General features: G+C 67.4%; 16 protein-coding genes. 9 read left to right on the forward strand and 7 right to left on the reverse strand.

The features are described 5' to 3' along the window. Positions 1 to 233 precede the first annotated feature (233 nt). Complete coding sequence (locus ABLE94_RS10455; RefSeq protein WP_348808702.1) at positions 234 to 2,372, reverse strand: RecQ family ATP-dependent DNA helicase; 2,139 nt, start codon at positions 2,370 to 2,372, stop codon at positions 234 to 236. Between the two features lie 146 nt (positions 2,373 to 2,518). Here ABLE94_RS10455 and ABLE94_RS10460 point away from each other — a divergent pair, with 146 nt between their 5' ends. The 4 genes from ABLE94_RS10460 to purD are packed head-to-tail and all read left to right on the forward strand — an operon-like array spanning position 2,519 to position 8,644. Then, the gene (locus ABLE94_RS10460) at positions 2,519 to 3,787 is read left to right on the forward strand and encodes a bifunctional glycosyltransferase family 2/GtrA family protein (protein ID WP_348804621.1); all 1,269 of its coding nucleotides are present in this window, start codon (positions 2,519 to 2,521) and stop codon (positions 3,785 to 3,787) included. Positions 3,788 to 3,795: 8 nt separating this feature from the next. Next, positions 3,796 to 6,105: an ArnT family glycosyltransferase gene (locus tag ABLE94_RS10465; protein ID WP_425476184.1), complete on the forward strand. Its 2,310-nt coding sequence runs from the start codon at positions 3,796 to 3,798 to the stop codon at positions 6,103 to 6,105. 50 nt (positions 6,106 to 6,155) lie between these two features. Then, positions 6,156 to 7,367 (forward strand): low temperature requirement protein A, encoded by a 1,212-nt coding sequence (locus ABLE94_RS10470; RefSeq protein WP_348804878.1) that lies wholly within the window; start codon positions 6,156 to 6,158, stop codon positions 7,365 to 7,367. 23 nt (positions 7,368 to 7,390) lie between these two features. Then, entirely contained in the window at positions 7,391 to 8,644 is a 1,254-nt protein-coding gene (gene purD, locus ABLE94_RS10475; RefSeq protein ID WP_348804623.1) for a phosphoribosylamine--glycine ligase, read from the forward strand. A gap of 527 nt (positions 8,645 to 9,171) precedes the next feature. Here the strand turns inward: purD and ABLE94_RS26550 are convergent. The 5 genes from ABLE94_RS26550 to ABLE94_RS10495 all read right to left on the reverse strand — a co-directional run bounded on the left by ABLE94_RS26550 (position 9,172) and on the right by ABLE94_RS10495 (position 13,194). Further along, on the reverse strand, positions 9,172 to 9,312 hold the full coding sequence (locus tag ABLE94_RS26550) for a DUF8730 family Cys-rich protein (RefSeq protein WP_496560790.1): 141 nt from the start codon (positions 9,310 to 9,312) through the stop codon (positions 9,172 to 9,174). A gap of 1 nt (position 9,313) precedes the next feature. Continuing rightward, on the reverse strand, positions 9,314 to 9,742 hold the full coding sequence (locus tag ABLE94_RS10480; protein WP_348804624.1) for a DUF302 domain-containing protein: 429 nt from the start codon (positions 9,740 to 9,742) through the stop codon (positions 9,314 to 9,316). Between the two features lie 30 nt (positions 9,743 to 9,772). Then, positions 9,773 to 10,039, reverse strand: a complete 267-nt coding sequence (locus ABLE94_RS10485) for a metal-sensitive transcriptional regulator (protein ID WP_348804625.1) — start codon at positions 10,037 to 10,039, stop codon at positions 9,773 to 9,775. A 71-nt stretch (positions 10,040 to 10,110) separates the two neighbouring features. Then, complete coding sequence (locus tag ABLE94_RS10490; protein ID WP_348804879.1) at positions 10,111 to 12,201, reverse strand: MMPL family transporter; 2,091 nt, start codon at positions 12,199 to 12,201, stop codon at positions 10,111 to 10,113. A gap of 234 nt (positions 12,202 to 12,435) precedes the next feature. After that, positions 12,436 to 13,194: a DUF6882 domain-containing protein gene (locus tag ABLE94_RS10495; protein ID WP_348804626.1), complete on the reverse strand. Its 759-nt coding sequence runs from the start codon at positions 13,192 to 13,194 to the stop codon at positions 12,436 to 12,438. A gap of 141 nt (positions 13,195 to 13,335) precedes the next feature. Between ABLE94_RS10495 and ABLE94_RS10500 the strand changes: the two genes are divergently transcribed. The 3 genes from ABLE94_RS10500 (at position 13,336) to purB (ending at position 15,937) form a co-directional block, all read left to right on the forward strand. Further along, positions 13,336 to 13,938, forward strand: coding sequence for a TetR/AcrR family transcriptional regulator (locus ABLE94_RS10500; protein WP_348808704.1), 603 nt, complete (start codon positions 13,336 to 13,338; stop codon positions 13,936 to 13,938). A 61-nt stretch (positions 13,939 to 13,999) separates the two neighbouring features. Then, entirely contained in the window at positions 14,000 to 14,401 is a 402-nt protein-coding gene (locus tag ABLE94_RS10505; protein ID WP_348808705.1) for a hypothetical protein, read from the forward strand. Positions 14,402 to 14,509: 108 nt separating this feature from the next. Beyond that, positions 14,510 to 15,937 carry an adenylosuccinate lyase gene (gene purB, locus ABLE94_RS10510; RefSeq protein ID WP_348808706.1) on the forward strand — a complete coding sequence of 476 codons (1,428 nt, stop codon included), beginning with the start codon at positions 14,510 to 14,512 and terminating at the stop codon, positions 15,935 to 15,937. A 130-nt stretch (positions 15,938 to 16,067) separates the two neighbouring features. On the opposite strand, the gene ABLE94_RS10515 is transcribed toward purB, so the two are convergent. Continuing rightward, complete coding sequence (locus ABLE94_RS10515; RefSeq protein WP_348808707.1) at positions 16,068 to 16,364, reverse strand: Rdx family protein; 297 nt, start codon at positions 16,362 to 16,364, stop codon at positions 16,068 to 16,070. A gap of 36 nt (positions 16,365 to 16,400) precedes the next feature. Between ABLE94_RS10515 and ABLE94_RS10520 the strand changes: the two genes are divergently transcribed. Both ABLE94_RS10520 and ABLE94_RS10525 read left to right on the forward strand, forming a co-directional pair. Then, the gene (locus tag ABLE94_RS10520; protein WP_348808708.1) at positions 16,401 to 17,288 is read left to right on the forward strand and encodes a phosphoribosylaminoimidazolesuccinocarboxamide synthase; all 888 of its coding nucleotides are present in this window, start codon (positions 16,401 to 16,403) and stop codon (positions 17,286 to 17,288) included. A 7-nt stretch (positions 17,289 to 17,295) separates the two neighbouring features. Beyond that, on the forward strand, positions 17,296 to 19,341 hold a 2,046-nt coding region (locus ABLE94_RS10525), incomplete at its 3' end, for a S9 family peptidase (RefSeq protein ID WP_348808709.1).

Raw genomic sequence — 19,341 nt, forward strand, 5'->3', positions numbered from 1 at the left:
ACCAACCACCCACAGTCAAACGACCGCAGCAACGCGTCGCCATCAACCTGCACCACCAACCCACCGCATAACACAACAAAATCGGGAACTGACTCACCACAGCTTGACACTCACCGGTCAACGCTGAGGCGAGCGCCGTCAACGCAGAGGCGAGCGCTGTCAACGCAGACACGAGCGCTGTCAACGCAGACACGAGCGCTGTCAACGCTGAGGCGAGCGCTGTCGGTGGTGCGCTACACCGTCCGGTGAATCAGCAACGGCAACACCGCCGTTGCGCCGGACTCCCGGAGCAGCGCGGCCGCCAGGGTGATCGCCCAACCGGAGCGTGACTCGTCGACGACGAGCAACACCGAACGGCCGGCCACCTCGGTGGGCGCCGGCCCGAGATGGTCATGCCAGTACCCCGCCTCGACGGTGCCGGGGGCATCGCGCGCCGGCGGGTCGCCCAGTCGAACAGGCAACGACGTGCCGTCGCGCTTCCCGACGCGACACAGGTACGCCGCGACGTCCTCGGCCAGGGAGGTGCCGCCCAGTCGCAGGGAGCAGATGACCTCCGGGCGTAGACCCGATTCCCGTCCCCACGCCGCCAGGGTGGCGACCGCCGCATCGCCCAGATCGGCCACCGCCTGCTCGTCATGATCGCGGGCCGCGGCCAACAGATCCGTCCATTCGGGCGCGTCGGCGTGCGCCAGTACCCGCCCGGGCTCGGCCGCGACAGCCGCCGCGATCCGTCCGCGCCGACCGAAGTCGTTCTTGGCCGGCCACATCTTGCGTGGCTCGAGCACCTGGGCCGCCCGCCGCAGCGAGGCGGTGATCGACCGGATCACGGTGTCGTCGACATCCGCGGCAAGCGGGTCGGTGAGATGACCCAGGCACACCGAGCACCGGCCACACGGCTCGGCCGCCGGATCGTCGAGTGACTCGGTGAGCAACTGCATGAGGCAGCGCCGGCCCGCCACGTAGTCGCGCATGATGTCGGCCTCGCGGCGGCGGACGGCCAGCACACCGTCGTAGTGCGCGGCGTCGAAGGTCCATTCCCGCCCCGTCGCCGACCATCCGTCCGGGCCGCGTTCGGTGGCGCCGTCCACTGCGAGTTGCTTGAGCATCAACTCGATTCGGCCACGACGCTGACCGGTCTGCGCCTCCAACGCCACCACGCTCATCGGTTCGGGCGACGAGTTCAACGCGTCCAGCACGGCCGCCATCCGCGTCGGCTCCGGAATGGTCGAGGTGGCAAAGTGCTCCCAGATCCGCGCGTCGGTGGCCGAGGCGAGCAGCATCACCACCGCGTCGTCGAGCGCACGCCCGGCGCGACCCACCTGCTGGTAATAGGACACCGGCGACGGCGGCGAACCCACATGGACGACGAACCCCAGATCGGGTTTGTCATATCCCATCCCCAACGCCGAGGTGGCCACCAACGCCTTGATCTCGTTGCGCAACAACGCATCTTCGAGTCGATGACGGGTATCGCCCTCGAGTTGCCCGGTGTAGGCCGCGACCGGGTAATCGTCGCCGTGCACCGCGCGGATGGCGCCGACGAGGCGATCGGCGTCGGCGACGGTGAGCACATACACGATGCCCGACCCCGGCAGCTCCGGCAGATACTGCGCCACCCAGCCATACCGCTGAATCGGTGACAGTCCGTCGATCACGTTCAGATGCAACGACTTCCGCGCGAGGGAACCACGCAACACCAACGTCTGCCCACCGAGTTGCGCGGCCACATCCGCGGTGACCCGCTCGTTGGCGGTGGCCGTGGTGGCCAGCACCGGTGTCGCCGGATTCAGCGACTGCAACACATCCGAGACGCGCCGATAGTCGGGCCGGAAATCGTGGCCCCAGTCGGAGATGGCATGAGCCTCGTCGATCACCAGCAAACCCAGGCGCCCGGCCATCGCGTCGAGCACCCGCCGCCCGAATCCGGGATTGGCCAGCCGCTCCGGTGACACCAGCAACACGTCGATCTCGCCCGCCCGCAACGACGCCTCGATCTCATCCCACTCGTCGATATTCGACGAGTTCAGCGTCGCCGCCGTCAACCCTGCCCGCCCCGCCGCCGCCACCTGATCACGCATCAACGACAACAGCGGCGAAACGATGAGAGTCGGCCCGCTCGCTGCGCTCTCGGCGCCGGGCAGAGTCGGCCCGCCCGCCGAATCCCGCCGCAGAATCGCGGTCGCCACCCAGTACACCGCCGACTTCCCCCACCCGGTCGCCTGCACCACCAGCACCCGGGCCGCCGGCCGGGTGGTCAGCGCGGTGATCGCCTCGAGTTGGTCGTCCCGCAAGCGCGCGCCCGGACCGGCGAGGCTGGTGATCACGGCATCCGCGATGGCAGCGGCGGTATCAGACAGTGCGGTTCCCGACATGCGCCTAATCTATCGTCATGCTCCGACATCGCCCTGACCTGCGTGGATCGGGCATCTCGGGCGCCGTTCGAAGCTGGTGGCGGCTCACAGGAGACTGGCAGCTTCGGCGCAGAATGGCCCCAGCGGGCCAGACCAAGCTTGTAGCCATGACCACAGAAGCGCTTCCGCAGGCCGCCGCCCCGATCACGGTGGTCGCCGACAGCTCCGCACCCGCTCCGGTCCTCGACATCGTCGTCCCCGTGTACAACGAGGAAGCCGACATCGCCGAGTGCCTGCATCGTCTGCACGAGCATCTCCGCGTCAACATGCCGTTCGCCGCGCGGATCACCGTCGCCGACAACGCGAGCACCGACTCGACCGTCGCGATCGCATCCCATATCGCCGACGAACTCGACGGCATCCGCGTCGCGCACCTCGACGAGAAGGGCCGCGGCCGGGCACTCAAGGCCGTGTGGAGCCGCAGCGACGCACAGATCGTCGCTTACTGCGACGTCGACCTGTCCACCGACCTCAACGCGTTGATGCCGCTGATCGCGCCGCTGATCTCCGGACACTCCGACGTCGCCATCGGCACCCGGCTGTCGAGGGACTCCCGCGTCGTCCGCGGCCCCAAGCGGGAATTCATCTCCCGCTCCTACAACCTCATCCTGCGGACCACCATGCGGGCGAAGTTCTCCGACGCCCAGTGCGGATTCAAGGCCATGCGCACCGACATCGGCCGGCAGGTGCTGCCCTACGTCGAGGACACCGGCTGGTTCTTCGACACCGAGTTGCTCGTACTCGCCGAACGGATCGGACTGCGCATCGCGGAGGTTCCCGTCGACTGGGTCGACGACCCGAACAGCACCGTCGACATCGTCTCCACCGCAGTCGAGGATCTCAAGGGATGCGCGCGTGTCGGCTATGCGCTGAGCACCGGTCGGCTGCCGATCGCCGAACTGCGCGCCACCATCGGTCGCGAACGTGCCCCCGGCCCCGCCCTCGACGGGGTCCCGCACGGCATGGTCGGTCAGCTCGCCCGGTTCTGCGTCGTCGGTGTCGCCTCCACCGTCGCCTACGCCGTCCTCTACCTGCTCCTGCATTCATTTCTGGGCGCACAGGTGTCGAACTTCGTCGCACTCGCGGTGACGGCCATCGCCAACACCGCGGCCAACCGCCGGTTCAGCTTCGGCGTCCGTGGACGCGAGGATGCGGTCAAGCACCAGTTCTTCGGCTTCGGCGTCTTCCTGTTCGGATGGGCGGTCACGTCGCTCTCGCTCGTCGCATTGCACTACTTCGCGCCCGACGCCGGCAAACACATCGAACTGCTCGTCCTGGTGATCGCGAATCTCGTTGCCACCGCCACCCGTTTCGTCGGGCTACGGTGGGTCTTCCGATCACACATGCACCGCCACACGCCGCAACCGGCCCAGTGAGAGAGATGATGAGTCACCCCGATTCACCCGAAGAGCCCGACAATTCCACCGACACAATCGAATCGGCAGACGTCACCGAAGATGCCGCGGCCCCGGAGAATTCCTCCCGGGGCCGTGGCCCTGTTTCGGTGCCGGCCGATCCGCCCGCCCTGTGGAAGTGGTTGTCACTGGGCGCATTGATCGTCGGCACCGCGCTGATCAATCTCTGGAACCTGTCGATCAACGGCTGGGCCAACTCGTTCTACGCCGCCGCCATCCAGGCCGGCTCGCAGTCGTGGAAGGCCTGGTTCTTCGGCTCGTCGGACATGGCGAACTCCATCACCGTCGACAAACCGCCTGCGTCGCTGTGGATTCCGGGTATCTCCGTACGGATCTTCGGCCTCAACAGCTGGGCGATGCTGGTGCCCAACGCCCTGATGGGTGTGGCGGCGGTCGCGTTGCTCTACTGGATGACCCGACGCTATCTCGGGCACTGGGCGGGCATCCTCGCCGGTGTCGTACTGGCGTTGACGCCGGTGGCGGCGATGATGTTCCGCTTCAACAATCCCGAGGCCCTGCTGGTCCTGCTGATGGTGGCGGCGGTCTGGGCATGCCTGCGGGCCTGTGAGGACGGCCGCCTGCGCTGGATGATCCTGACCGGCGTCTTCGTCGGATTCGGTTTTCTCACAAAGCAATTGCAGGTGATGCTGATCGTGCCGCCGCTGGCGCTGACGTATCTGGCATTCGGGCCGGGCGGCTGGCTCAAGCGGGTGTGGCATCTGTTGGCCGCCCTCGCCGCGATGATCGTGTCCGCCGGCTGGTGGATTCTCACGGTCGAGTTGTGGCCGGCATCGTCGCGCCCGTGGATCGGTGGCTCGCAGAACAACTCGATCCTGGAACTCACGTTGGGATACAACGGTTTCGGCCGTCTCAACGGAAACGAGCGGGGCAGTGTCATGCCCGGTGGTGGAAACCGCGGGTACGGTGCCTACGCCGACGGAATGGGCGGAATGGGCGGTCCCGGTGGGTATTTCCCCGGTGGTCCGGGCGGCCGCGGCGGCCCGGGCGGTGGAATGTGGGGCGAGACAGGCATTCTGCGGATGTTCGAACCCGCCCAGGGTGGACAGATCGCCTGGCTGATCCCGAGCGCGTTGATCCTCGGCATCGGCGCTCTGGTGATCATCGGTCGCGCCGCGCGTACCGACATGCGCCGCGCCTACCTGTCGGTCTGGGGCCTGTGGCTGATCGTGACGATGGCCGTCTTCAGCTTCATGGCCGGCATCTTCCACAGCTACTACACCGCGGCACTGGCGCCGGCGGTCGCCGCCGTGCTCGCCGGTGGCGGTGCCGTGGCCTGGCGCGCCCGGGCCACCCTCTGGGTGCGAATCCTGCTGGCGGCGGCGGTCTGGTTCGCCGCCATCTGGGGATTCGTGCTGCTCGACCGCTCACCGGACTTCGTTCCGTGGCTGCGGTGGATCGTACTGTTCCTCGGTCTCGTCGGCGGCGCGGTCATGCTCATCGCGCATCGCGCCTACCTCGGTGCGGTCGCGGTGGCGCTGTCACTCATCGCGGCGCTCGCCGGACCGCTGGCCTACACCGTCGACACCATCACCACCGCCAAAGAAGGCTCGATCATCTCGGCCGGGCCGACCGTCGAGGGCGGTGGACCGGGCGGCTTCGGCGGACCCGGGGATGGCGGTAACCGGTGGAACGGGGGCCAACAGAACGGTGGTCAACAGAACGGTCAGATGCCCGGCATGCCGCCCGGTGGCTTCGGCCAGGGTCAGATGCCCGGCGGCCAGATGCCCGGCATGCCCGGTGGTCAGGGTGGCCAGGGTCAGGCACCCGGCGGGCTGGGACAAGGCCAGATGCCCGGCGGCCAGATGCCCGGCGGGCTGGGACAGGGCCAGATGCCCGGTGCAACGGGCCAGGGCGGCGACTACACCGGTATGGGCGGCATGAACGGGCCGGCCGGCGGCCTGCTGATGGGATCGAAACCCAGCGCCGAGATGGTCGCGACGTTGCAGCGCAACGCCGACGATTTCACCTGGGTGGCCGCCGCGGTCGGTTCCAACACCGCGTCCGGCTACCAGCTCGAGACCGGGTACTCCGTCATGCCGATCGGCGGCTTCAACGGCACCGATCCGTCGCCGACGCTCGCCCAGTTCCAGAAACTGGTGGAGGAGAAGAAGATCCACTACTTCATCGCCAGCGGTCGGGGCATGATGGGAGGCGGCTCCGAGGGCACCTCGTCGCAGATCACCGAATGGGTGGAGCAGAACTTCACCTCGTCGATCATCGACAACGTGACGTTGTACGACCTGACCGCGCCGAAGTGATTGGCTAAAGTGCCGATGTGGCACTTCGAATCGGGCATCGTCTCACCCGCATGACCGGTCGCGACCCGCTCCAGGAGGAGCGGGCCGCGACCGGGTTGGAACTGTTCTACGACCTCGTCTTCGTGGTCATCTTCTCCCTCGCGGGCACCCAGATGGCCCACTACCTCGCCGAAGGGCACTACCGCACCGCGGTTTTCGGCTACGTGCTGTGTACCTTCGCGGGCATTTGGGCGTGGATCAACTTCAGTTGGTTCGCCTCGGCCTTCGACACCGACGACTGGTTCTTCCGGTGCGTCGTGCTCATCCAGATGGTGGGCGTGGCGATCCTGGCACTGGGCGTCGCCCCCGTGTTCAGCTCGATCGATCACAACGAGCACGTCGACATCAGGGTGCTGGTCATCGGCTACGTGGTGATGCGCGTCGGACTGCTCACCCAGTGGATACGTGCCGGCCTGCAGAGTCCCGAGTATCGGAAGACCTGCTTCACCTACGCCACCGCGGTGCTCGCCGCACAGATCGCCTGGGTGATCGTCGCGATCATCCCTCTCGCACTGTGGCCGACCATCGTGGCGATCCTGGTCTGTGCACTCATCGAACTGATGGGCCCGGTGATCGCCGAGACCCGCGTCAAGCCAACCCCGTGGCATCCGCATCACATTGCCGAGCGCTACTCCCTGCTGACGATCATCACCCTCGGTGAGGGGATCGTCGCGACCGTCGCGGTGTTGCAGGCAGTCGTCGAGGAACAGGGGTGGTCGGTCGAGGCGGCGGTGTTCGGACTCGCGGCGATGGTCGTGACCTTCGGCATGTGGTGGATCTACTTCACCGTTCCGATCGGCGACGCCCTCCATGCCCATCGGGACAAGAGCTTCGGCTTCGGCTACGGCCACCTGATCATCTTCATGTCGGCGGCGGCCACCGGAGCCGGATTGGAGGTGGCCGCACTGTGGAGCGAGCACGAGGCCAGCATCTCCCCGGGTGCGGTGGTCGCCTGCGTGGCGGTGCCGCTGGGCATCTACTGCCTCGGCATGCTGACCCTGTACAACTACCTGCTGCCCTTCGAGCCGGTCACCGTTGTCGGTGGGGTCAGCGTCCTGGTCCTTCTCGTCGCCGGGGTGTGGATGGCCGCGGCCGGTGTCTCGCTGATCGCCGCGGTGGTGGTGATCGCGCTCGCACCGGTGTCGATCGCGGTGATCGACGAGATCGCCGGGGTGCCGCGACGGGCCCGCACCTTGCGTGCCATCGGCGTCGACGTCGAATGACGCCGGCCGCTAGAGTCATGGACGTGCGCGTACTCGTGATCGGCTCGGGCGGCCGCGAACATGCCCTGCTCCTGCGACTCGCCGACGACCCGTCGGTCACCGATCTGCATGTCGCGCCGGGTAACGCCGGTACGGCGACCGTGGCCACCAACCACACCGTCGATGTCACCTCGTCCGACGATGTGGTGGCATTGGCCACCTCGATCGCCGCCGACCTGGTGGTCATCGGCCCCGAGGTTCCGCTGGTGCTCGGCGTCGCGGACGCGTTGCGGGAGAACGGATTCGCTACATTCGGTCCGTCCCGGGAGGCGGCCCGGATCGAGGGCTCCAAGGCCTTCGCGAAAGACGTCATGGCCGCTGCCGGGGTGCGCACGGCTCATGCCGAGACCGTCGACAACCCGGCCCACCTCGACGCCGCCCTCGACCGCTTCGGACCGACCTGGGTGGTCAAGGACGACGGCCTCGCAGCCGGGAAGGGCGTGGTGGTCACCGCCGACCGCGCCGCCGCCCGCGATCATGCCGCCGAATGTCTCGAGAGTGGGCACCCGGTGCTGCTGGAGAGTTTCCTCGACGGTCCCGAGGTCTCCCTGTTCTGTCTCGTCGACGGGGAGACCGTGGTCCCGCTGATCCCCGCGCAGGACCACAAGCGGGTCGGCGACGGTGACACCGGACCCAACACCGGTGGCATGGGCGCCTATACGCCGCTGCCGTGGCTGCCCGACGAGGTCACCCGGCAGATCGTCACCGACGTCGTCGAGCCGGTCGCCGCCGAGATGGTGCGACGAGGCTGTCCGTTCAGCGGGCTGCTCTATGCCGGCCTGGCGATCGGCGCCGACGGCCCGGCCGTGGTCGAATTCAACTGTCGTTTCGGCGATCCGGAAACCCAGGCGGTCCTGGCATTGCTGAAATCCCCGCTGGGACAGGCGCTCAAGGCGACCGCCTCCGGAACGCTTGCCGACCTGCCGCCGCTGGAATGGGCCGACGGGTCCGCGGTGGTCGTGGTGATCGCGGCCGAGAACTACCCGTCGACGCCGCGCACCGGCGACGTGATCACCGGTGCCGACGGCGAGGGAGTTTTGCACGCCGGTACCAAACGAGACGCCGACGGAGAGGTCGTCTCCGCCGGCGGTCGTGTGCTCGGGGTGGTCGGGGTGGGCGCCGATCTGGCCGCGGCGCGGGCGCAGGCCTACGATCGGGTCGCCGGGATCAAGCTCCCCGGTTCCCATTTCCGGACCGACATCGGCCTGGCCGCGCTGGAGGGCCGGATCTCGCTGTAGTCGTCCGACCGGGCACCGTCGGCGTCGACCTGCTCACACGGCGGAGACTGTCGGGACCTCGAGCGCGCCGATGCGCGAGTTCGAGGTCGAGCCACCGTCGACCCCGAAGCGGGGACGGTGATTCCGCAACGATCGTCGATGACAGTGGGTCGATGGTGATCGTGGGGCCGAGTTCGGGCGTGAAGCCGAAGATCTTGCCAAAAGCGTTGCGGAACAGCGGAATATGGTTGCCCCGATGACTTTCGGGTACTTCGATTCCGCTCAGCCAGGTGTCGACGACTCCGGCGAAGCCGATCTCCCGCCACCTGTCGAGCATGAGTTGCGGCAGACGGTCACCGAATTCGTCGTGGTACCGCCGGGGAACCGGACGTGGATCGATCGGATCTCCCCAACGGGACAAGAGCTCAGCAACTCCGAAGGCACTGGCTGTCTTCCTTCCCGCCGGGTTGACGTCGTGCAGACCCCGGACGCCGTCGACGGCCGGGGATGGATTCCCCGGCCGTCGACGAACATCGTTGACCGCGTGGTTATCCGCCGATTCCGGCGGATTGATGCCGGCCGTCGCACCACTGCTCCGGTGGGACCGTCGCGCGGACGTCGTCGACATGTGCGCCGCAGCCGTCCCAGGTGATCTTGCCGCAAACCGCACATCGCACCGGGTAGCACATGTCAGGCGCTCCCTTCGGCCACCGGAACCCCGGCGTCGAGGGTTGCGATCGCCGCACGCAGCTTGGTCGCGGCGTCGGCGGCCACCTCGGGCAGTCCGGGTGCGTCCCGCAACTGCACCATCAGATCCGGGTTCATCGCCTCGACGATGACCGATCCCGGGTTGGTGGTGTCGTCGCGGACGACGACGTTGCAGGGCAGCAGCAACCCGATCTGCCGGTCGGCGCCCAGGGCGCGATGGGCCAGCGGCGGATTGCACGCACCGAGAATCAGGTAATTCTCGATGTCCTCGTCGAGTTTGTTCTTCATCGTTGCGGTCACGTCGATCTCGGTGAGGACACCGAAACCCTGTTGTGCCAACGCTTCCCGGGTGCGGGCGACGGCCTCGGCGAAGCCGGTGTCGGGCAGGGTGGTGGCGATCGCGATATCCATCGGAACTCCTACTCTCTGGATGGGCTCGCCTCAGGCGAGGGCGAGGAACAGTTTCTCAAGCTGTTCTTGGGTCATGGGCTCACCGGTGGCGTCGTCACCGGTGAGGCACTCGCGCAGGCCGGTGGCGACGATCTTGAAACCGGCGCGGTCGAGTGCCTTGGAGACCGCGGCGAGCTGGGTGACCACGTCCTTGCAGTCCCGCCCGTCTTCGATCATCGAGATCACACCGGCGAGTTGCCCATGTGCCCGGCGCAGTCGGTTGAGAACCACTGCGATTGCTTCGTCGTCGCCTACCATTGGCTGACCTTTCTGTCGTGCTGACTTGCATCCATCATACCCCTTGGGGTATGACTACCGGTCGCTCTGCATCAGTGGCTGAACGAGATGTTGGGCAGGATGCGGTTGAGCCAGCGCGGGGTCCACCAGGCGCCATGTCCGGTGATCCGGAGCAGCACCGGCAGCAGTACCAGGCGGATCAGCGTGGCGTCGAGCAACACCGCCACACCCAGGATGATGCCCATCTCCTTCGGTGGGAGCGGATCGGCCAACGCGAAGGTGAAGAACACCGCCACCATGACCGCCGCCGCGGCGAAGATGATGCGTCCGGAGTAGGCCAGACCGTCGATCTGGGCGGACCGCGGATCACCCGACTTCTCGTAGTGCTCCTTGGCCGTGGCCAGCAGGAAGACGGTGTAGTCCATGGCGATGGCGAAGATCATCGCGAAGAAGAACACCGGACCCCAGCCGTCCAGGAAGCCCTGGGGCTCGAAACCGAGCAGTCCCGCGCCGTGGCCGTCCTGGAAGATCAGCTTCGCGACGCCGAAGGCCGCGGCCGTCGACAGCAGGCTGACCAGGGTGCCCAGCAGGGCGATGACGGGCGCGCGCAGTGCGATCAGCAGCAACAGGAAGCCCAGGGTCAGGATCACCGCGACGATCACCGGGAACCAGTCGTTCAGCGCTGTCTGCAGATCGATGTTCTCCGCGGGGGCACCGCCGACCAGGGCATCGGCCGGCACGTTCTCGCGTAGCCGGGACAGGATGTCGTTCATCGAAGCATCCGACGGATCGACCGACGGAATGGCCTGCATCATCGCGTATCCGGAACCGTCGGTAGCGTTCTGGGGCGGGGTGACCATGGCGATGCCCTTGGTTTGCGCGGCCGCGGCGGCCGTCGCCGCGGCATCGGCCTGCGGCACGACGATCTGCAGGGCGCCGGGTGCTCCCGGACCCATGTTCTCGGCGACGATCGCATAGCCCTGGCGCACCGGGGCGTCCTCGGGGACGACGTTGATCGACGGCATCGCGACCTTGAGACCCAGAACCGGCAGCGCCAGCAGGATCAGGATGGCCAGCGAGACGACGGCGAACGGCCACGGATGACGATGCAGCAGTTCACCCCACTTGCCGAACAGGTGCGAGCGATGCTGTTGCTTGCGGGCCCACGGCAGTGATCCGGCGTTGACCTTCGGGCCCAGGGCCGCCATCACGGCGGGCAGCAGGGTCATCGTCGCGGCCAGGACGAAGATCACCGCCAGCATGATGCCGACCGCCATCGTGCGCACCGCGGGTGCGGGAACCAGTAGCACCGTCGACAGGCTGACCAGGACCGTCAGGCCCGACAGCAGAACCGCCTTACCCGCGGTGTCCATCGTCTCGGCGGTTGCGTGCTTCGGGGTGTCGTGATAGACCATCGCCGCACGGAACCGCGACACCATGAACAGCGCGTAGTCGATTCCCAGGGCGAGGGCGAACATCATGGCAAAGTTCATGGCCCACACCGAGATCGGTGTGACGGTGTTCAACAGGACCAGACCGCCGGCCGAGGCGACCAGCCCGGCGATGGTGAGCAGCAACGGAAGTCCGGCTGCGACCAGGGAACCGAATGCGACGACCATGATCGCCAGGGTGATCGGCCAGGAGAACATCTCCGCCTTGATCATTGCCTCGTGGTTGGCCTTGTTGAAGTCACTCCACAGCGCCGACGCCCCGGTGGGGTAGACGTCGATTCCGTTGCCGGACAACGCCGTCAGTGCTTCCTTGTGGTCGTCGACCGCCTTGACCATGGCGTCGGTGTCGGCGTTCGCGCCGATGATGACCACTCCGGTGTGCTCGTCTTGGCTGATCGTCATGCCCGGCTGCGGCGCGACGACCGCGGCGAAGCGCGAATCACTGTGTGCGACCTCGGTGATCTCGGCGATGACCTGCTGCACCGCGGGGCTCGAGATCTGCTGGTCGTCGGAGTGGATCACCACCTGGACCGCGGCCGAGGAGTTCCCGCCGAAGTGCTCCTGGGCGAGATCGCGCACCGCGACCGATTCCGACCCGTTGGCCTGCCATCCGGCGCCGGCCAGCGAGCTGAACACACTCGGTGCGGCCGCACCGAGTCCGATCACCAGGATCGCCCACACCGCGAACACCCAGCCGCGGTGGGTGGCGGTCCAGAGACCGAGCCGGGCCATCGGGCCGGGTGATGATGTCGTCGGGGTCGACGTCCCCGACGGCTCGGGTGCCGTCGGCGGTGGTGATTCGTCGAGCTCTTTGCTGGTGGCCACGTTCTCTCCTCACGAGCATACCCATGGGGGTATCGGATGGGTGTGGCCAACATACCCCTAGGGGTATCAAAACGGCAAGCCCAAGCCCGTACCTCGGACATGCGAGGGGAGAACGCGGCGGAGCGGGAAGCTCTGGGCCGATCAGGCGGACAGTTCTGCGGCTTCGGTCAACCCGCGACCGGCGCGATCGAACCACAGCGGGGTCACCGCGCGACCGTCGGAGACCAGGCACATCGACGCGCCCGGTTCGGTGACGTCGAAACGGTGGGTGGCCTCGGCCGGTCCCGGCGTCTGCCACCGGATGTGCCATCCCCGACGTGCGGCGAGTCCGTGGACCGCGACCCGGTGATCGCCGACCTCGACGTCGGCGAGGAGATCCGGCAGGGCCGCGACGAAGTCGGCGAAGGTGGGTTCGGGTAGAGCGACGTCGGTCAGCAGGACCACGTCGCGGCCGCCGTCGGGACGGACGACGCACATGTCGGGACCACGTCCGAGGAGCTGCACGGCCACCGCGCCGAGCGTCGTGCCGAGGGTGTCGAGGACGTTGCCGGTTGGGTGCTGCGGCGGCCCGATGGGCATCTCCGGAACCGACATCGCGGTGAGCCCGAGTCGTTCTGCGGCCCGGCGCAACTCCGCGGTGGACAGGTCGGTCGGACCCGCGTCGACGGCCCAGCCCCAGCGGGCCCTCGATGCGTCGGAGGCCAGCGTCGCCACCAGCGAGGCGTGCGTCTCGACGAGGCGCCGCGGGTCGTCGACGGAGGTGAAGACGACCCGCGTGCCGGTGAATGTCGCGGTGCACTCGCTCAGTTCGCGTGCCAGGAAGGCGTCGAACATGTCGCGTCGAAGCCGCGCGTACCAGGCGCCGCAATCGGCCACCGCGCGCAAACCGTCCAGATGCATGCCGCTCACGCTAATGCGCGTGGACCCGCCGCGGACCGGCTGTCGGGTGATCAACCGACCGGCGTCCGGGACGTTGCGCGGGCCGCGGATCGAGGCGCGGATCCACGAAAAGGGCGCAGTGGCGCAGATCACCCTGGCAGCATGGTCGCCATGACATCGGCGGCCACACCGAAGGGGACGAGGCGACGGTCTCAACTCATCGAGGCTGCCGGTTCCCTGCTGCTCGAGGGCGGTTTCGACGCCGTCCGGCACCGTGCCGTGGCCGATCGTGCCCAGATGCCGCTGGCATCGACCACCTACTATTTCGCCTCTCTCGAGGAGTTGATGGCCGAGGCCGCTCGTCAGGTGACGCGGGACGCCGACGAGGCGATCGCCGCCCGGGGTGCGGCGGTGACCCGTCGTCGACGCGGCGTCGGCGCCACCGCGGAGGTGCTGTCGGAGGTGTTCGTCGGCGTCGACACCCCGATCGAGGAACTCGCGGCCCGCTACGAGTTGATCACCCTTGCCGCGCGCTACCCACGACTGCGCGAGGTCGTCGAGGAGCGTCGGCAACACGTGTCGGCGTTGCACGGCGAGGTGCTCGAGAAGTCCGGGCGGCAATCGGAGCCGGAGCAGGTGCGATGGCTGATCGCGGTGGAGGATGGTGCCGTCGTCGGGACGTTGGGCTCCGGTGCCGAATCGCCGTTCGTGGCCGCGCGCGCGGCACTCGGCGGTGTCGTCGATATTCTGGCACCTCGAAGATGAAGAGCAGCAACGATTGTCGTCGGGCACGGTGGCCGGGTCAGGGGAGGACATGGGAGAAGGCATGACATATCGGATGCGACGGTGGGCCGTGACGGCGCTGGCGGCGGCGTCGGTGGCCGCGGCCGGGCTGATCGGGACCGGATCGGCGGCGGCGGCCCCGTCCGGGCAGGTGGATGCGGGTGTCCCGTTCTCCTCGGCCGTCTACGGCACCGGCTGCACCTATCAACTCGTCGTCCCGGTGAACGCGTCCGGAATGGTCTACTTCTGGGAGCAGGGCCAGGGACAGAAACCGCTGTTCATCGGCAAGGCGCAGGCCTACCAACTCGTGGCCACCGTCGACTGGATTCCGCGGCACCAGGGCAAACGCACGCTCTATGCGGTGCAGAACGGCGTCAAGGGTCCCGTCGTGAGCGCACCCGTGCGTCAGGGCTACGGCTCGGGCTGGGCGTGCTTCGCCCTGTAGCACCGCCGTGCTTCGCCCTGTAGTACTGCACTGTGCTCGTGGTTTCCGCTGATCGTGGCGTCGACACCGGGACGCTGGACACCAGACTCCAGACATTAGACTGTTGACGTGCCGAAACCCGCCATCAGCAATGTCCTCGCGAGCCGTTACGCATCGGCCGATCTCGTCGAGATCTGGTCGGCGACCAACAAGATCGCGGCCGAACGCCGCCTCTGGATCGCCGTGCTGCGGGCCCAGCGCGACCTCGGTATCGACGTACCCGAGACGGCCATCGCCGATTATGAGCGGGTCGTCGACGACATCGACCTCGCATCGATCGCCGACCGCGAACGCGTCACCCGCCACGATGTGAAGGCGCGCATCGAGGAGTTCAACGCGCTGGCCGGGCATGAGCAGATCCACAAGGGGATGACCAGCCGCGACCTCACCGAGAACGTCGAGCAGCTGCAGATCCTGCAGTCCCTGCGGTACGTGCACGCCCATGGCGTCGCGGTGCTCGCGCGCCTCGTCGAGCGGGCCGCGGAGTACTCGACGGTGGTGATGGCCGGACGCAGCCACAACGTCGCCGCGCAGGCCACCACCCTGGGCAAGCGATTCGCGTCGGCCGCCGACGAACTGATGATCGCGCTCACCCGGCTCTCCGAGCTGATCGACCGCTATCCGCTGCGCGGCATCAAGGGGCCAATGGGCACCAGCCAGGACATGCTCGACCTGCTCGACGGCGACGCAGGCAAACTCGCCGACCTCGAATCGCGCGTGGCCGGGCACCTCGGATTCGCGCGGTCGCTGACCTCCGTCGGCCAGATCTACCCGCGGTCACTCGACCACGACGTGGTCTCCGCACTGGTGCAGGTCGCCGCCGGGCCGTCGTCGTTCGCCCACACCATCCGGCTGATGGCCGGCCACGAGCTGGTCACCGAGGGTTTCCAGCCGGGGCAGGTCGGGTCGTCGGCGATGCCGCACAAGATGAACACCCGCTCCTGCGAACGTGTGAACGGACTGCAGGTGGTGCTGCGCGGCTACGCCTCGATGGCCGCCGAACTCGCCGGCGCCCAGTGGAACGAGGGGGATGTCTTCTGCTCGGTGGTGCGCCGCGTCGCACTGCCCGACGCCTTCTTCGCCATCGACGGCCTGATGGAGACCTTCCTGACCGTCCTCGCCGAGTTCGGTGCCTACCCGGCGGTGATCGCCAACGAACTCGACCGTTACCTGCCGTTCCTGGCCACCACCAAGGTACTGATGGCGTCGGTGCGCGCCGGGGTCGGCCGCGAGGCCGCCCACGAGGCGATCAAGGAGAACGCCGTCGCCGTGGCCCTCGCGATGCGTGAGGAGGGTCGCGAACCCGACCTGCTCGATCGCCTCGCCGCCGATGACCGCATCCCGCTCGATCGCGCGCAGCTCGACGCCCTGCTGGAGGACAAGGAAGCCTTCGTCGGCGCGGCCGGCCGTCAGGTGGCCGACGTGATCGCCGCCGCGGAGAAGGTCATTGGGGAGTATCCGGAGGCGGCGGCTTATAGCCCGGCGCCGATTCTGTAGGGCGAGTGGCGCTGCTCGACGGTGCCGCCGCGGTCACTGCTTCGTCACGCGGCACCTGCTCCTTCGCGCGGTCATTGCACCGGGAGCGTGAGTGCGCAGGCACCGCGTCGAGGAGCGCTTCGCTTGACGGTCAGGCCTCCGATGCGGAATTGCTCCCCTCCGAATGCCCCAACCGCCAGTCCGGCAGGGCCGCGTCGCGCAGTCGGCGTTTGAGTTCGGCGGCGTCGGGGAATCCGCCGTCGGTCTTGCGTTCCCAGAGCTGTGTGCCGTCGACGTCGATGACGAAGATGCCGCCGGTTCCGGGTACCAGGGTCACCGAGCCGAGGTCGGCACCGAAGGTGTTCAGCAGTTCACTCGCCATCCAGCTCGCGCGCAGCAGCCAGTTGCATTGAGTGCAGTAGGTGATGGTGACGTGCGGCCCGGCCATGCGGGTCAGCCTGTCATACCTCTAAGGTGAGAAGCCATGCGGCCGGCACTCGACTCGTACACCCACATCGCCTCGGGCAAGGTGCGCGAGATCTACCAGATCGACGACGACACCCTGCTCATGGTGGCCAGCGACCGGATCTCGGCGTACGACCACATCCTGACCCCGACCATCCCCGACAAGGGACGCATCCTCACCGCGATGAGTTTCTACTGGTTCGACGCACTCGGGGTGCCCAACCACCTCGCCGGCGGTCCCACCGACGAGCGCATCCCGGAGGGTGCGGTGGGCCGCTCCATGGTGGTGCGCAAGCTGCCGATGGTCCCGGTGGAATGCGTGGCCCGCGGGTATCTCACCGGCTCCGGACTCATCGACTACCGGGCCACCGGCTCGGTGTGCGGGGTCGAGCTGCCCGAGGGACTCGACGAGGCCCACCGGCTGCCCGAACCGATCTTCACCCCGGCCACCAAGGCCGAGCAGGGCGATCACGACGAGAACATCAGCTTCGAGGCGGTGGCGGCGACGGTCGGCGACGACCTCGCCACCGCGCTTCGCACGGCCACCCTCGACATCTACTCGCGGGGTGCCGCGATCGCCGCCGACCGCGGAATCATCCTCGCCGACACCAAGTTCGAGTTCGGCCGCGACGCCGACGGCAGCCTCGTCCTCGCCGACGAGGTGCTCACCCCCGATTCGTCGCGGTACTGGGAGGCGGCCGGCTACACCCCCGGCCAGGTCCAGCCGAGCTTCGACAAGCAGATCGTCCGCAACTGGCTGACCTCACCGGAATCCGGCTGGGACCGCGCCTCCGACACCACCCCACCCGCACTGCCCGACGACGTGGTGGCTCGTACCCGGGCACGCTACATCGAGGCCTACGAATGGATTTCGCAGAAGTCCTTCGACGACTGGCCGCAAGGATAGGAGTTCAGTGAGCGACGCAGCATCGTCGACCGACACCGGCCGCAACGGCGCTCCGGCGGCGAAGAAGGTTCCCCAGGAACGCACGCACCACGGCGACACCGTGATCGACAACTACGAGTGGTTGCGCGACAAGGACGATCTCGAGGTGATCGCCTTCCTGAAGGCGCAGAACGAGTTCACCGAGAAGCACACCGCGCAGCTGGCCGGACTGCGAGCCGATATCTTCGGTGAGATCCGTTCTCGCACCAAGGAAACCGACATGTCGGTACCGTCGCGACGCGGCGGATACTGGTACTACGGGCGCACCCACGAGGGCAAACAGTATGCGACGCATTGCCGTTGCCCGATCGTCGACGCCGACGACTGGGCACCCCCGGAGGTGTCCGACGACGCGCCCCTGCCCGGCGAAGAGGTACTGCTCGACGCGAACGCCGAAGCCGAGGGATACGACTTTTTCTCGTTGGGCGCCCTGACCGTCAGCCACGACGGCAACTGGCTCGCCTACAGCACCGACGTCGTCGGCGACGAGCGATACACCCTGCGGTTCAAGGATCTTCGCACCGGTGAGTTGCTGCCCGACACCATCGCCGACACCGCCGGCGGCGCGGTCTGGTCGGCCGACACCCGCCACGTCTTCTATCAGACCGTCGACGACGCGTGGCGTCCGGACACGGTGTGGCGCCACGACATCGGGACCTCCACCCCCGACGTCAAGGTGTTCTACGAACCCGACGAACGCTACTGGGTCGGCATGGGTACCACCCGCAGTGACAAGTACCTGATGATCGCCGTCGGGTCCAAGATCACCTCCGAGTGCTTCGTCCTCGCCGCCGACGATCCGACCGGCGAATTCCGCAGCGTCGCACCACGAGTCGACGGTGTCGAGTACAACGTCGAACACGCCGAGATCGGTGGTAAGGACTACTTCCTCATCGTGCACAACGATGAACGGGGCGGTGAGAAGAGCGAGGACTTCGCCATCGACATCGCGCCGGTCGACGATCCGTCGGTGCGCACCGAGTTCATCGGGCACCGACGCGGCATCCGGATCGAGGACATCGACGCCTTCCGCGACTACCTGGTGCTGAGTTACCGCGCGGATGCACTGCCCCGGGTGTCGATCGCCGACCTCCGTCGCATCGACGGCATTCCGGTGGCCGAGGACTTCATCGAGGTCGCCGTCGCCCAGGAACTGTTCTCCCTGGGCCTGGCCGGTAACCGTGAATGGGCTACGCCGCGGCTGCGTTTCGGCTACGGCAGCTTCATCGAACCGTCGGAGTTGTTCGAACTCGACGTCACCACCGGCGAGCGCGTGCTGCTCAAACGGCAGCCGGTGCTCGGTGATTTCGACGTCGATGACTATGTGCAGTCCCGGGAATGGGCCACGGCCGCCGACGGAACCCGGATCCCGCTGTCGATCGTGCGACGCAAGGATGTCGCCGCGCCCGGCGAGGACGGGGCCTCTCCGGCTCCGCTCCTGCTGTACGGATACGGTTCGTACGAGGCGAGTTTCGATCCGGGTTTCTCGGTGTCTCGATTGTCGATGCTCGACCGTGGCGTCGTCTTCGTCCTGGCCCATATCCGTGGTGGCGGCGAGATGGGTCGCCACTGGTATGAGACCGGCAAGACCCTCACCAAGAAGAACACCTTCACCGACTTCGTGGACTCCGGGCGGCATCTGGTCGAACGTGGCTGGACGACCCCGAAACAGATGGTGGCCGAAGGTGGTTCGGCCGGCGGGCTGCTGATGGGGGCAGTCGCCAATCTGGCGCCGGAACTGTTCAACGGCATCCTCGCATCGGTGCCGTTCGTCGACGCGCTGAACTCGATCCTCGATCCGTCGCTGCCGTTGACGGTCATCGAATGGGATGAGTGGGGGGACCCGCTGCACGACCCGGTGGTCTACGAGTACATGAAGTCGTACTCGCCGTATGAGAACGTCACCGCCCTGCCCTATCCGCCGATTCTCGCGCAGACCTCGCTCAACGACACCCGTGTGCTGTTCACCGAGGCAGCGAAATGGGTTGCCCGGCTGCAGGATCTGAGTACATCG

The sequence above is a fragment of the Gordonia sp. VNK1 genome (genome assembly GCF_040049135.1).
In the GTDB taxonomy this organism is placed as follows: Bacteria; Actinomycetota; Actinomycetes; order Mycobacteriales; family Mycobacteriaceae; genus Gordonia; species Gordonia oleivorans.